We start from the raw sequence: 14,621 nt of genomic DNA, 5'->3' as shown, positions 1-14,621 counted from the left end.
TTGTTACAATTCCGACGGGGATGCTCAAGGACATAAAGCAGCTCGGCCGGGAATCGCTCCTCTACGGGCTTTCGACCGTCCTCGGGCGCTTCCTTAACATCCTGCTCCTTCCCCTGCACACGTACTTCCTGTCCCCGGCCGAGCTGGGGGTCGTGGCCACGCTTTTTTCCTACCTCGCCTTCCTCAACATTCTCTACGGCTACGGCATCGATTTCGCTTTCATGAGGCACGACCCCGGCTCCCGGGGCCGGAGCGATTCTCCGGCCAGGACCTGCTTCAGCACGGCCTTCTGGTCGCTGGCCGCGACCTCTTTGGCCTTCTCCGGCCTCATCCACGCCGCGGCCGGCCCCCTCTCGGCCCTGGCAGGAGTCCCGGCCAGCCTCTCGGACGCGGTCAGGTACTCGGCTTGGATATTGGCTTTCGACGCTCTGGCTCTCATCCCCTTCGCGCAGCTCCGGCTCAACCACCGGGCCGGGCTCTACGCGGGAGTCAAGATTTTCAACATCGCCATGAACGTAGCCTTGAGCTACGTGTTTCTCGCGCGCTGGCGCATGGGAGCCTCCGGGGTTTTCCTCGCCAACATGATCTCCTCATGCGCCACGCTCGCGGCCCTCTCCCCGGTGCTGGCCGCGGAGCTCGAGGGGCTCTTCGACTGGCCTGTCTACAAATCCCTTCTGCGCTTCGCCTTGCCCTTGGTCCCGGCGGGCCTGGCCTCCATGGTGGTGCAGGTCATCGATCGGCCCATCCTCAAGTTCCTGACCGACGACGCCACGGTGGGGCTCTACCAGGCCAACTACCGGCTCGGGATCCTGATGATGATGGGGATCAACATGTTCGACATGGCCTGGAGGCCGTTTTTCCTCCAAAGAGGGGACGCCCCGGATTCCAAGCGGCTGTTCGCGAGAATACTCACCTATTTCGTCCTGGCCGGCTCCGCGGTGCTGCTCTTCATCCATCTTTTCATAGCGTCCTTGGTGGCCATCCCCATCCTGGCTGGCCGGCCCCTGATCCATCCTAATTACTGGATCGGCCTTCCCATCGTTCCCGTGGTCACGGCGAGCTATCTTTTCAACGGAATCTACGTGAACATGCTGGCCCCGGTGAGCCTGGCCAAGCGCACCGAGCTCGTGGCCTACGCCACGGCCGCGGGGGCCTTGGTGAACGTGCCCGCCAATCTCCTCCTGATCCCGGCCCATGGGATGATGGGCGCGGCCTGGGCCACCTTGCTCGCTTACGCGACCATGGCCTTGGCGCTGTTTCTCATGGGACGCAAAGTCTATCCCATCGACTACGAGTATGGGCGCCTGGCCCATATCGCCCTCTGTCTGGGCGCGGCCGGAGCGGGGGCCTATTTCCTGGGGCTTGGCGTGGGCTCCGACAGGCTCGGGGTCAGGGCTCTTCTACTGCTCGCCTTTCCCGCGGCCCTCGTCCTCACAGGCTTTCTCGAGCCCGAGGAGCAAGCGGCCTTGAGAAAAAGAATACTCAAGCTCTAAAGGGCAGCCGAAGTGGCTCTCGAGAGCCCGGGCCGCCCGGGCCAAGGCCGAGAGCTCAGCGGAGGAAAGGCAGGGCTTTACGGCAAGTTCATCGCGCACCGCCATCTTTTTCAACGCCTGGGACGAAACGTCCCAGGCGTACTGCTCGCGCTTCTCGGCGACCAAGGGCGGCATGGCTTCCCGCCCGGTTCTCAAGTCGATGACGTACTCGTCGGCCGAAATCTCCTCGGAAACAAGTCCCTGGACCTCGCCATAGACGGCGCGGACCAAGGCCCGTTCGCGGCTGCCCGAAACTGGATCGCGGGTGAGGAGAATCCCCGAGGCGTCGGCGGGGGTTCTTGCCGTGACCGTCACGACGGCTTCGGGCTCCAGGGGCAAGCCTTCCCGCTTGCGCCGGCCCAAGGGCCCGGGGCTCCAGTAGGAGGCCCAAGCGCTCTGAATCGCCGCTAGAAGGCCGCCCGCGCCCGCGTGCAAAGACCCCGAACCCGCGGCGCCCGAAACCGCATAGAAGGCGCCGGACGGGATTCGGCCGAGTATCTCCCGTCCGAGAGGGGAGCTCGCCGTAGTCTTGGGCGCGGTTAGAATCTCGCGGATGCGCTCGCTCTTGCGCTTCAAATCCAGGGAAGCGTCCTGCGCCACGTCCAAGACGGAGGAGGACAAGACGTTCTCGGCCATGAAGCGACGGTAAATCTCGACCGGCAGAACCGCGCTCTCGGGCACGACGGCCCCCGCGGCGCGCGCGGCCTCGCGCCAATCCAGGGCCTTGATTTTCTTGAGAGCCGCGACGCGGGCAGCCGAGAGCTTTTCCAGTCCCACGCTGGTTCTAGAAAGACCCTGAAGCTCGCTTTCGCGGCGCAAAGCCTTGGAGGCTTCCCCTAAACGCCTCCAAGCGGCCGCGCTCTCGCGCTCGAGCCGCTCCGCGGCGGGAAGGCTTGCCGCCTCGGCCAAGGCCCGCTTGAGCTCCGCGGCCTGCCGCAAGTAAGCTTTCTCCAGCTCTAGATGCAGCCGCCGCTCGAGGCCCCGCAAGGCGCCGCGCTCCGGCTCCGGCAGGCGCCTCTCCACGGCCTGGCGCGCGCTCTGGTAATCCTCGCCCCGGGAGAGACCCAGTCCCAAGCGGGCCGCCAGCTCCGCAAGAAGCCTTCGGCCCAGGCGGGAGGAGGGTCGCTCCATCATCCTCGCTTCGTACCACTGGATCAAGGATTGGGCGTCTCTTAAGCCCTCGTACGCCCTCATCGCGCGGAAAAGCTCGAGCTCCTCGGCGCCTATCTCGCGGGAGTAGATGGTAACCGAGCCCTTGAGCGCGTCCAAGCGCGCCACGTCCCCTTCCTTCAAAGTCCCGGCCGAGCCCGCCTCCGTCACTTGGTAAAGATAGCCCTCGGGACTCTTCCTGGGAGCGCCATATATGGGAATCTCCACGCGCAGAAGCGGCCCCGGCTCGAGACGGGCCTGGCTCAATGACAGGGCCGGCACGCGATGGGCGCGCGCAAGGTAGGCGTAAAGACTGGAAACCCCCGCGGCCAGCAAAATGCCCTCCGACATGCGAACGACCTCGTCGTCTCGGCCCTCCCGTCCCGAGGGAACGTAAATAAAGCCTCCGGCCCTGGCCTTGGCCGGATCGAAGGTGAGGGGGGCCGCGACCGCGGCTCCCCGTCCGAGGCTCAAGCCCAGGCCCTCCAGCTCAAGGCTCGCCGGGGGTTCGGCGCCAAGGCGGGGTGCGGCGAGAAGCAGGAGAGCGGGGAGGATGAGCCGCGGTCCCTTCTTCAATGGGGGAAAGCGTATATCCCGCGAGGCCCGCGGACCACGAGCCAGGGACCGGAGCGGAACACCGACAGCCAGCTTCCGCCGTCCTTGAAGCGAGCCAGGGGCGCTCGATCTTGCCTCGCCCCCAGACCCAGGCTCCGGGCCTTGTCGGCCGCCTTTTGGCGCTCGCGGGGCGCGGCCCAGCGCCCGAGCAGCCCGCGCACGGCGGCCTCGTCGGTGGCGGGGGAACCGAAATCGGAGGGGGACAATTCTTTCGAGGCGGAGGCCGGCGAGGAGGGAACGCCCGCGCCTTGCGCCAAAGCCAAGGCGTTGTCACGAATAAGGTCGGCCAGCTCGCGCAAAAGTTCGGCTCCGTCCCGGGAGAGGACATCCTCGGAAACCTCATCCGCAAGACGTCGCGAGAAAACGATGGCGGTCCGGGCCGGCCAAGCCTCGCCGGAAAGCTCCTCGTAGGCGCGGGCGAGCTTTTGCACATGGGAGGCCGCCGCGCGGGCTCTCCCCATGGGCATGGGGCCGGGCATGGATAAAAGCCGCAAGGCTTGGGCGTAAGGGACTTCGATCTTGCCGAGATCGTAGCCGGGCCGCATCGCGGGCCGGGGCGGGCTCAAGCGCAGGCGGCGCGCCAAGCCGTAGGCCCCGGTTTGCGCCGCGGCCCAAGCCGCGGACATCAAGCTCCGGCCGGACCCCCGGCCCAGGTTGACGCCGTCGCGATAGACCAGCAGGAATCCCCCGCCTAGGGAGGGCTTCCTGCGGTAGGCTTCGATGAGGGCGCGCAAGTCCGCCAGGTCCATGGAATCGTCCGCGCGCGCTATGCTCATTTTCGCAATCGCCTTGGGAGGCACGAAAGAGATGGAATGGGCCGGAAGTATAGCCCTTAATGGAAGTACGCGCCCCCTGGACTGCGCCTTGAACATTATCTGATGAAGCGCCGCCGGGCGCGGAGCGCGAACCTCCTCGGAATCGGATTTTTCTTGGCGGCGGGCCTGCGCGATATACCGACTCAGCTCTTGCCAATTGGAGATCAGAGGCTGGGACGCCGGCATGCCCGCCAGCGCCGCCCAACGCGGGCTGAAAACGTTGCCCCACGCTTCAACGGTTTTCAGGCTCTGGCCGGGAACCGCGGACCGGGGAAGGCCTTCCTCCGGAGCCGCGGACGCCGCCTTGCGGGCCGCGGCCTCGAGCACGATCCGGGCGACGTCCCGCCCGGCCTTGGGACTCAGGCGGCCTTTCTCCACGGCCTCCTCGGTGACCTCCAGGGCCTTCTCGAAAAGAGCGGGGGCGCTCGCGGGGGAGGTGCGCTCATGGACGGCGATCGCCGCCCATTGGATCACCTGGGCCCGGACCTGGTCTTGAACTGAAATCGAAGTCTTGCCGGCGGAAGTTTTTTCTTGTTCTTGAAGCGCGGGCCCGGAAGAGGGATGGCGTGCAGCGGCTGGAGCACGCGCCTGATCCTGGTCGAAAGCTCTTTTCAGGTTGTCGGAAAGGGACATCGCGGCGGCGGAATCCTCGCTCTCGGACTGGCGGCCGGGCTGCTCGTCCTCCTTGATTCGCCTATCCACCGACTCAAGCGAGCGGATGGAGGCGGGCGGCTGCGCGGTTCCCGGTGCCTTGCCGTAGGGCATGGCGCGGCCTGCGGACCGCTCCGGCTTGCCGGCCGGAGAGAAAATAGCGGCCGCGGGCGCGGCTTGGGGCTGACTCTCTGAGATCATCGATGACTGGGCCGCGCTCCGCGGCGCTTGAACTCCGCCCACGACCGTGTCATGCGGCAAGCCTGAAGCTCCAACATCCCCGACGACGGGGCCCGCCTGCGGCGACGGGACGACGCCCGCTCCCGGAAAGCCCCGAGCTCCGACTCCCGGCATGGGGATGGCGGGCGAAGGCCTGACGGTCGGACCGGCCTTCGCCTGAGGGTCGGCGAAAGCGGACGCGGGCCCCAGGAGAAGGATCCCCAGAATGAAATGGAGGTTGCATCCGCGTTGGGTGGTAGCCATATCCCTATTATAGGACGCCCGCGCCAAACCCTGCCTGAGCCTTTGGTCCTAGTCCAGCTTAGGCCTTTAGGCCTAAGCTGACAGAGCTCCGTCTCTGTCAGTTGTCCACCAAACTTCGCCACGAAGTCCGGTGGATAAGTCAACAGAAGCGAGCCTATAATTATTAAAATAAGTCGTGGCTCTCCAAGTCCTTCACGTCTCGGAATCCAACGAATGGACGGGGGGCACCGCCCAGCTTCTGGCTTTGGCCCAGGGCCTTAAAGAGCGGGGATGGGGGGTGTGGCTCGCCTGCCGGCCCGGCAGCGGGCTGGGGAGATTCGCCGCGGAAAGGGGTTTGGAGGTTTTCCCGGTCACCCTGCGCGAGGATTACGACCTGCTCTCGGCCTGGCGCCTGGCGCGCTTCATTCAAAGCCGCGGCATCTCGGTCGTCCACGCCCATCACAACCGATCGCACGCGGTTTGCCTCCTGGCCAAGCTGATCTTGAAGGCCCTGGGAGGCTCGGTGGTCCTCGTGGTGAGCCGCCGGGTCTCCTTCCCGCCGGGGAAAAATCCGTTCAGCCGCTGGAAGTACCAGAGCCGGCTCATAGACAAAATCGCGGCCGTGGCCGATGCCGTCAAGGAGGTTTTGGTCGCCTCGGGCGTGGACCCGGAGCGCGTCGAGGTTATCCGCAGCGGGGTGGACCCCAAGACATTCTCGCCGCGCCCTCCCGACGCGGAGCTCAAGCGCGCCTTGGGCCTTCCCGACGGAAAAATCCTCATCGGGAAAATAGCCAACGCCTCCCCCTGGAAAGGGCAAACCGTTTTTCTCGAGGCCGCGGCGCGCCTCTGCGAGAAAAGAAAAGACGTTCATTTCCTTCTGGCCGGCCGCGACACGGACGGAGATTGGATCCGGGCCGAGGTTAAGCGGCTCAAGCTCGAGCCCAACGTAAGCCTCCTGGGGTTTAGGACCGACGTGCCCCGAGTCCTTTCCTGCCTCTCTTTCAGCGTCAACGCGGCGGTGAGGGGGGAGGGCCTCTCCGGGGCCCTGAGGGAATCCCTATGCCTGGGCATTCCCGCGCTGGCTTCCGACATCGCCGGAAACCGCGAGCTCCTGGGCCCGGAGGGAAGGGAATTCTTGTCTCCTCCGGGAAACGCTCCCGCCCTGGCCGAGCGCCTGAAATGGGCTCTGGACCACCAGGACCAATGCCGGGACTTCGCGAGGCGCTGGCGCGAGAATAACCTCGCGCAGTTCAGCCTGGAGCGGACGATCTCGAAAACGGCCTCCCTCTACAAACAGCTGGTCGACGCGCGCTATAGCGCTCCCACCGGCTCATAATGCCCGCTTTGGGGGTCCGGCTTTGAGCTGGATGCTAGGAGCGAGGAGGGAGCATAGCACTAGCTATGTGACCGACAAGCGACGCCGCAGGCTGCCAAAGCCGGACCCCCGCTCTATGGAGGAACTGTCTGCGATTAAGATGTCAGCGATTTCCTTAAGAAGAGCGGCCGGCCGCTTTTGGCCTGCGCCTTCGTTGCGCTCGCCTCACAGGCCTTTCAGGCATGCTCGGCTCGCGCGCCTCGGCTCGCTCCAAAAGCGGCCGGCCAAAGCGGGCATTATGAGCCGGTGGGAGCGCTAGAGCGCTCCGGGCAGCACGACATCCTCCATCTCGCGCTGGGCCTCCCTTAAATCCCGGTCATGCCGGTGGCTTTCCAGGCTCGAAAACAGGCTGTAGGCGCAGGGCACCACGAACAAGGTAAGAACTGTGGAAAGACTCACCCCTCCGATCACGGCCACGGCCATGGGAATGCGGGTCTCGGCCCCCGGGCCCAGGGCCAGGGCCGGGGGAATGGCGGCCGCGACGGTCGCGATCGAGGTCATGAGGATGGGCCGCAGGCGAATGGGGCAGGCCTCAAGAAGTGCAAAGCCCACCTCCAGCCCCTCCCGGCGCCTTTGATTGGTGAAGTCCACCAGAAGAATGGAATTCTTCTTGACGATTCCCATGAGAAGGATGAGCCCGATCATGGAATAGACGTTCAAGCTGTTGCCAGTAAGCCAAAGCCCGAGGAAGGCCCCGGACACGCTGAAGGGAAGAGCCAGGAGCACGGTGAAGGGGTGCACGAAGCTGTTGAACTGGGCCCCCAGCACCATGTAGGCCACGAAAATGCCCATCAACAAAGCGAAGATCAGGCTTTGGAAGGACTCTCGGAAGGTCTGGGAGGATCCCGACAGGACGATGTGGTAGCCCTCCGGCAAAGTCTCCTTGGCCAGCCTCTCCACCGTGGCCAAGACCGCGGCCTGGGACTTGCCGGCCGCGATGTTGGCGAATATCCCGATCGAGCGCTCCCGGTCCTTGCGTGTGATCGAGAGCAAGGTGGGGTTCTCCTCTATGCGCACGACCTCGGAGAGCCGTATGGTCTCACCCCGGCTGTTGCGCACGTAGAAGCGCTGGATGTCATCGGGGCTCAGGCGATAGGCCGGCTCGGCCCTAAGCCGCACCTCGTAGCGACGCCCCTTGTCCGTGAAATAGCCGGCCCGCACCCCGCCCACCATGGCGTTGATCACGGTCCCGATGGAACTCACCGAGACCCCGCGGGCGTAGGCCTTGGCCCGGTCGGGATAAACCCGGACCTCGGGCATGCCGGTCTTATAATCGGTGTCCACGTCTATGAGTTCCCCGCCTTCCTCGAGCCTCTTGGCGAGCTTCTGCGACGATTCGGTCAGGATCGCCCAATCGGGGCCGCGCACCGTGAACTCGACGGGGAACCCGCGAGAGGCCGAGAACCCGGACTGCGAGAAGTCCACGATGATGGCCTTAAGATCGGGGATTTTGTTGAGCTCCCTGCGGGCAAGCGCCATGAACTCGCCTTGGGTCATGGGCCCGCCCGCCGCCCCGGTCGGGCGCTCGGAATGGGCCTTCATGGACACGAAAATTATGCCGGCGTTGACCTCGCCGCCGCCAAATCCCCCCACGGCCGAGTAGTAGCGCTTCAACGCCGGCTGCCGGGTCATCCAGGCCTCGGCCTCCTTGAACTTGGCGTCGGTAAACTCCATGGAGGAGCCGACCGGGGTCTGCAGGCGAACCATGAACATCGCCTGGTCCTGGGGAGGCACGAACTCCTTGCGCAGGCGGCGGACGGTAAAGAAGGAAGCCGCAAAAACGAGAAGGCTTGCCCCGATCACCTTCCAGCGCCGGCCCAGGCACCAGGAGAGGGCTCGCCGGTAAAGCGCCGCCGAGCGCTCGAAGCCCCGGTCCACCAGACGCGTGAGCAGGTTGCGGCGCTCTCCCACCTCCAGGAATTGCGAGCAGCGCATGGGCGCCAAGGTGAGGGCCTCCAGAAGCGAGAACAGCACCGCCACCGAGATGGTCACGCCGAATTGGTAAAAGAACTTGCCGATGATCCCACTCATGAACACCACGGGCAGGAATATGGCGAGGATGGCGACCGTGGCCGCCAGAGCCGCGAAGGTGATCTGCCGGGCCCCGAAGATCGCGGCCTGCATGCGCCCCTGCCCCAGCTCGCGGTGGCGGACGATATTCTCCAAGACCATGATGGCGTCATCCACTATGATGCCGATGGCCAAGGTGAGGCCGAGCAAGGTGAAGGTGTTGAGGGTGAACCCCAGGAAGTAGGTCACGATGAAGGTCCCCAGCACCGAGGTGGGGATGGCCATGAGAATGTTGACCGTGGAGGACCAGGAGCCGAGGAAGGCCCAGCAGACAAGCGAGGTGAGCAGGGCCGAGAGAACCAGAGTAAAATTGAGCTCATGCACCGCGTCCTTGATGAAGCGCGTGCCGTCGAAGTTGAGCGCCAAGGTCATGCCGGGGGGAAGCAGCTTTTTCACCTCCTCCAGGCGCTTTAAGACCCTAAAAGACACCGCCACCGCGTTGGCCCCGCGCTGCTTGCGTATCCCGAGGCCCACGGCGCGCTCCCCCTGCGAGCGGGAGATGCGGCGCAAGTCCCCCAGGCCATCCTCGACGCGGGCCACTTCCTTTAATGGAATGGGGACGTGGATGGGCTGTCCGCCGCGCTGGGTGATGAGGAGCTCTCCGAACTTTTGGGGGTCGTTGATCTCCCCGAAGGTGCGCACGTTGAATTCCTTGGTCGAGGTCTCTATCTGCCCGGCCGGAAGCTCCACGTGCTCGCGGCGGATGGCGGCGAGAACGTCCTCGACGGTGATCTCCATCCGGGCCATCTTGTCCGCGTCGAGCCAGACCCGCAGGCTCCTCGGGATGAGCCCGCCGAGGAAAATGTCCCCGACCCCGGGGATGGTCTGGAAGCGGTTCTTGAGCACGTCCTCGGCGTAGACCATGATGTCCTTGACCGGGACCGTGCCGGAGAGGGCCAGCCACATAATGGGGTTGTCCTCGGGATTGACCTTGGTCACGACCGGCGGGTCCATTTCCTTGGGCAGACGCATCTGGGCCTGGGCGATCTTGGTCTGAACCTCCTGCAGGGCGACGTCAATGCCGCGCTCAAGCTCGAACTCCACCGTGATAGTGGCCGCGCCTTGCCTGGCCGTGCTCGATATCTCGCGCACCCCCTGGATGCTGGTGAGAGCATCCTCGATCACGTCCACGACCTCCGACTCCATGATCTCGGGGGCGGCCCCCTCCCAGCTCACCGCGACCGTGACGATGGGAAAATCCACGTCCGGCATGGCGCTCACGCCCATGCGGGAAAATCCGATCCAGCCGAAGACCATAAGGGCCAGCATCAGCATCCAGGCGAAAACCGGGTTCTTGATGGATATGTCCGAGAGAGTCACTGAATCCTCCCTTCTGCCACCCACAGGCGGATGTCGGCCCAAAGGGAGCCGATCCGCGCCTGGTCGAGCTTGAGGCGGGTTTCCTGCAGGGAATTGAGGCTACCCAGCACGTCGAGATTGGTGACCATGCCGAGCCGATAGTCCTCGGCCTGGGCCACGGCGTTGGCCTCGGAGAGCTCGGCCGCGGCCTCCAAGGCCTTGACGACGGAGAGGGCCGAGTCCAAATCCCGGCGGGCGGCGCCGAGCTCGAGACGCGCGCGGCGCAGGACCAGCGAAAGGCCCTGCTCCGAAGATCGCCAGCGCGCCTCGGCCTGCCTTGCCTGCGCCCCGACGGAGCCTCCCGCGTAAAGGGGGAGCTGGACCGTGAAGAGAACGTCCCATTTAACCCGGTCCTGGAAGCCCGGCGGGCGCTTCAGGTAGTAGTTGCCGTCGAGAAAAAGGCTGGGCCAGCGCTGGCGGCGGGCCAGCACGACCTCGCTCCAAGAGCCCTCTTGGGTCCTCCGGGAGGCCTCCACGTCGGGGCGGGAGGCGACGGCGGCTAGACCCGCCTCGAGACTTCGTGCCGCCGGAGTGGGAAGGTCTTCAACCGACATATCCTCGTCGGTCCCGAGCAGGAACTGGAGGAATACCTGGGCCACCAGCCGCCGCCCACGGGCGGCGGCAAGATCGGCCTCTATCTGGGCCCGCTGGGACTCGGCGGCCAGAAGCTCGCTTTTGCGGGAGCGCCCGAGCTTGCGCCGCTCTTCGAGTTCGGCCACGCGCTTCTGGGTGATGCCGGACAGGGCTTGGCGCACCGCGATCTCCGTCTGCACGCTCAAGACGTCGAGATAGGCCCGGCCAACGTCCTGGTAGAGAAGCTGGCGGGCCCGCTCCAACCCAAGCTCGGCCGCGCGGGTCCGGCTCTTGGCCGCGCGCAAGGCCAGGTATTCCCGCAGCCCCGAGAAAATGGGCTGGTGCAAAACGAGCTGGCTTTGCTCGCGGTTTCTCTGGGTGAAGGTGGAGGAGACTCCGCTGACGCCGCTCGGAACGTCTTGGAGGAGCTTGGTCGCCTGCAAGGTGAGCCTGGGCTTGACATTCGCCCAAAGCTCCTGGACCTTGGCCTCGAGCTCGGCCGCCGACTCCCCTCTCTGGGCCAATTCCTCTGAATGCCGCAGGGCCGAGGCGTAAGCCTCGGCCAGAGTAAGTGTTTTTCTTTCCGTTCCAGGCGCAGCCGCGAGGCTTCCCGCCAAAATCAGCGCGGCCAGCATCATGGGAAAATCGCGCTCGCGAAGGAGACCAGGCCCCCGGCCGGGTCCGGGGCCTGGCCGTAGCTCAAAAGCTTTCCAGGGCCTTCCCCACCCAAGGCCTTGATCCAGCGCAGCCCCGTGTAAAGGGCCGATAGCCCGCAGATCTTGCGCCAGTGGCCACCGGCCACGGCGGAGAGGTAGAAGGCGTCCGCATCTAATTTCAAAGCCTGCTCCAAGGTCTCGCGGTCGGCGGCCTCCACGCGGAGCTTCAGCTCCGCGTTCACCTCCACATCGTCTCCGAAGCGCGGCCCCACGTGGGCCAGATCCACCCCGGCCAAGATCATTATCCTCTGTTTCTTGCCGCGCTCGGCCAATCTCTCCCCGATCCTCCGCAGAGCCGTCTCGACCGTCTCCACTCCCGAGGGCGCGCGGTCCGGGGCGAAGCGCTCGAAGGAGGAGACCAAGATCGGGACCCAAGGCGGGGTCTTCTCGCGCCACAAATATTTAAGCCACAGGGCCTGGAACTCCAGGGAATGCTCGCGCCGGTGCGCCCACTCGTCGGCGCAGGCGTCGTACCATAGCAAGTCTTGGACATCTTGGAAGAGCTCAAGGCTCGTGTCCAGGCTCCCGTAAGGAGTCTCGTAAGACTTGCGGGTCAATATCCAAGGGGAATTGGGCGAGGCGTGCGCCACGCCCAGGGCCACGATGAGATCGGGAGGGGGGGCCTCGGAGAGGGCCCCGTAGGCCCAGGCATAGGAGGGCCCGCCGCGATCGAGGTCAATGTGGGGACTCACCAGGCCCAACGGGGCCCGGGGGAGGGCCGGCTTGTCCGCCAGGGGCTTGCCCGGCCCCTTGGGATCCACGAAGAATTTCCCCAGGGCTTGAGCGAGCTCAAGCCCTTCCTTGGGGTAGGCCGATCCCGACAAGACCGCCGGGCGCGCGGGGCTCTTCAAGAAGCCTTCCCAAATAGCCTTTCTCCGCTCCGCCACTTCGGAGGTCTCAAGATAATTCATCCGCCCCAGCTCCGAAACCAGGCTCGATATCTCGCCCAGGCCCAAAACCGTGCCCGTGGCCTTGGTGAAGGCGGCTTGAAGCTCCGCGGCCGTGCTCTTGCCGTTCAAGAGCGAGGCCACGAGCATGGCCGTGGGGGAGACCGCGATGGGCTCGGGGCTGATCCCCTCGGAGTCTTGGAGCAGGAACATGGGGCTTCCCTCGTGCTCTATCGGCACGGCCTCCACGTCCCGCCTCATCGCGGGAAGGGGGGACGCAGTCTCGCCTTCGGGGGGAGAGGGCATACGACAATTCTAGAACTTTGGCCCCTGAAATGGCCACCCCCGCCCGGCGTGCCGGGCGGGGGTGGTTTGCTCCTGGAAGCGCTTAACGGGGATAGAAGAGCAGGTACGTCCCTCCTCCGATGTAGACGCGCTTGGAGGCCCGCCTCAAGCGGCGATCCCTCGGGCTCGAACCGTAATGGGTATCAAGCCACTGGGAGACATCGAAGAAGGAGCCGAAGCTCTCCACATCCCAATAAAGGGAATCATCCTGGGTCAAGGGTCGGTCGGGAACGACAACATAATAATAATACCCATCGTAAACGACCTTGGCGTCCTGGGCCTGACGGTCATCCATGTGATACAAAGCCCTGCGGACGTCGTCGTAGTTGCGGGTGTAGTTCCGGAGCGTGGTCCCGTCCGTATCCCAGAACGACTGGATCAGCCAACCCGAGGTTCCGTAAGAACTGCTCACTGAATTCGGGTCGGGATAGATGAGAACGAAGTCGCTTGAGTCGCGGCCCACGAATTTGGCGGCCATGGCCAAGTCCCGGGGAAGCTGGGAGAGGCGCCGGACCATGTTGTCGAAGCTCCCGGTCTGGTATCTCCAACTGGAGAGCGAATACTGGGGATCGAAGTCATTGGGATTGGAGCCGTCCAGGAACCAGGGATAGGTCTCGCTGCCGCGGTAGGTGACATGCCCGGCGTACTTCTGACCGTCGGACAGTGAAGAGCCGTTCATAAACCTCTGCAGGTCGTCCAAGGTAGCGAATCGCAGGTCGCGGGGATCGTAGCTATCGCCGCCGCTGCCCGTACTTCCGCTGCCGGACCCGTTCCTGCCCGGGCCCGCCTCGGACCCGCCCCCGCCTCCGCCCCCGCATCCTGTTGCCCAATGAAGGACGCCGCTCAGGCCAAAGACCGCGGCGACCTGGAGCACCCGCCTTCGGGTCCAACTTTCGAAAAGGCCGCCTCCACTGGTCGAAGCGCTTTCGACCGATGCTGCCGGCTGTCTCAGGGAAGAGCTCGCGTCCCGGACGCTCCTCGAAAGAGGATGAAAAATGTTCCGGAACAAAGCGCCGCGGCTCATTGTCTTCGTTCGGACCGAATTGGCCTGAGGCAGGACGACTCCGGTCGGCACCACCGCGGTTTCCCTAGCCGCTCCGACCACCGCCGGAGGAGCCACGGTCGCGTCGGGTCCGGCGACGCGGATGTCCCGCTGGGGCCCCATGACGGAAGTGATGACGGGAAGCGCAACGCCCTTGCCCGTGGACCCGACATGCTGCATATTTGCCCAGGCCACATTGGCCTCGGGCAGAATGCCGACCGAAAGCGCCAGCGCCAACGATAAAATCCTCTTCATACAAATGCCTCCTCGGATGAAAACTGCTGCCGACGCCTGATTGTAGACATAAGGAGGGCACTCTCCTATGGGTCCAAGGGGGAAACGAGGGCACGGCTTTGGGCCTAGGTTTTTCTGGGACCTGAAGGAAAAGGCTCTAGGCCCTCTGGACCAGCATGCGCAGGAGCTCCTCGACTGCATCAGGGCCAATTGCCCGAGACCGAGCACTTGGCGGTCAGCCCCCAACTTATCCACCGAACTTCGCCGCGAAGTTCGGTGGATAAGTTCGCCTAGGACTGCGCCCCGCCGAGCTCCTTGAGCCAGAATTCGACTTCCTTGTGGAATTTCGGCTCGGCTTGAGGCTTGGGCAGCTCGTCCCAAAGCCCATTCTTTTTTATAGCAGCTTTCCTTAACAGCCCTTCGGGAGAAGTGAGGAAGATGATAACCGTTGCAGGTTCAATCAAGGTTACACAAAAATCATTTGATGGCGTAGTGGCATTCTCCTGCCTCACGAAAAAGAATCTCGTGAGCTTTTCCCGATCCATAGATTTTCCATCAATATCCTTTTCTTCAAATCCCAAGATTTTTGCAGGTTTCGCGGGAAGATAGTCCTCCTCTCCTTGCGTCCAAACTTTCTTTGCAATTCTTTCTAAAGGAACTTTCCCTTCTACAGAGACCTCAACCGAAGAAACACCAAGGAAGGAAAGTTCGCTATTATTAAAGTTGGAAATCTCCCAACCAATAGTTCCGAGAACTCCACGCAAATCTCCTAACCTGCTACTAGACCCAATCGCAG

At 64.2% G+C, this 14,621-nt stretch carries 9 protein-coding genes; 2 read left to right on the top strand and 7 right to left on the bottom strand.

The window, feature by feature from the left end; all coding sequences use genetic code 11:
* The first annotated feature begins 20 nt into the window (after positions 1–20).
* Positions 21–1,493 (top strand): oligosaccharide flippase family protein, encoded by a 1,473-nt coding sequence (locus HY921_10320; protein ID MBI5631263.1) that lies wholly within the window; start codon positions 21–23, stop codon positions 1,491–1,493.
* Here the strand turns inward: HY921_10320 and HY921_10315 are convergent.
* On the bottom strand, positions 1,401–3,257 hold the full coding sequence (locus tag HY921_10315; protein MBI5631262.1) for a hypothetical protein: 1,857 nt from the start codon (positions 3,255–3,257) through the stop codon (positions 1,401–1,403). The genes HY921_10320 and HY921_10315 overlap by 93 nt on opposite strands.
* A complete protein-coding gene (locus tag HY921_10310) occupies positions 3,254–5,245 on the bottom strand; it encodes a hypothetical protein (GenBank protein ID MBI5631261.1) in 1,992 nt (663 codons plus the stop codon). The genes HY921_10315 and HY921_10310 overlap by 4 nt, the downstream gene beginning before the upstream one ends.
* Positions 5,246–5,420: 175 nt before the next feature.
* On the opposite strand from HY921_10310, the gene HY921_10305 reads away from it, so the two are divergent.
* Positions 5,421–6,560, top strand: a complete 1,140-nt coding sequence (locus HY921_10305) for a glycosyltransferase family 4 protein (GenBank protein MBI5631260.1) — start codon at positions 5,421–5,423, stop codon at positions 6,558–6,560.
* Positions 6,561–6,854: 294 nt separating this feature from the next.
* On the opposite strand, the gene HY921_10300 is transcribed toward HY921_10305, so the two are convergent.
* The 5 genes from HY921_10300 to HY921_10280 all read right to left on the bottom strand — a co-directional run bounded on the left by HY921_10300 (position 6,855) and on the right by HY921_10280 (position 14,589).
* On the bottom strand, positions 6,855–9,989 hold the full coding sequence (locus HY921_10300; GenBank protein ID MBI5631259.1) for an efflux RND transporter permease subunit: 3,135 nt from the start codon (positions 9,987–9,989) through the stop codon (positions 6,855–6,857).
* On the bottom strand, positions 9,986–11,239 hold the full coding sequence (locus HY921_10295) for a TolC family protein (GenBank protein ID MBI5631258.1): 1,254 nt from the start codon (positions 11,237–11,239) through the stop codon (positions 9,986–9,988). Before HY921_10295 ends, HY921_10300 begins: the two co-directional genes overlap by 4 nt.
* Positions 11,236–12,510, bottom strand: a complete 1,275-nt coding sequence (gene amrB / locus HY921_10290) for an AmmeMemoRadiSam system protein B (protein ID MBI5631257.1) — start codon at positions 12,508–12,510, stop codon at positions 11,236–11,238. Before amrB ends, HY921_10295 begins: the two co-directional genes overlap by 4 nt.
* Before the next feature lie 82 nt (positions 12,511–12,592).
* On the bottom strand, positions 12,593–13,846 hold the full coding sequence (locus HY921_10285; GenBank protein MBI5631256.1) for a hypothetical protein: 1,254 nt from the start codon (positions 13,844–13,846) through the stop codon (positions 12,593–12,595).
* A gap of 269 nt (positions 13,847–14,115) precedes the next feature.
* Complete coding sequence (locus tag HY921_10280) at positions 14,116–14,589, bottom strand: hypothetical protein (GenBank protein ID MBI5631255.1); 474 nt, start codon at positions 14,587–14,589, stop codon at positions 14,116–14,118.
* Positions 14,590–14,621: the final 32 nt, after the last annotated feature.

Source organism: Elusimicrobiota bacterium (assembly GCA_016218575.1).
GTDB lineage: Bacteria > Elusimicrobiota > Elusimicrobia > UBA1565 > UBA9628 > JACRDN01.
The sequence above is the reverse complement of the archived record's forward strand: the minus strand, read 5'-3'. Positions and strand labels throughout refer to the sequence as shown.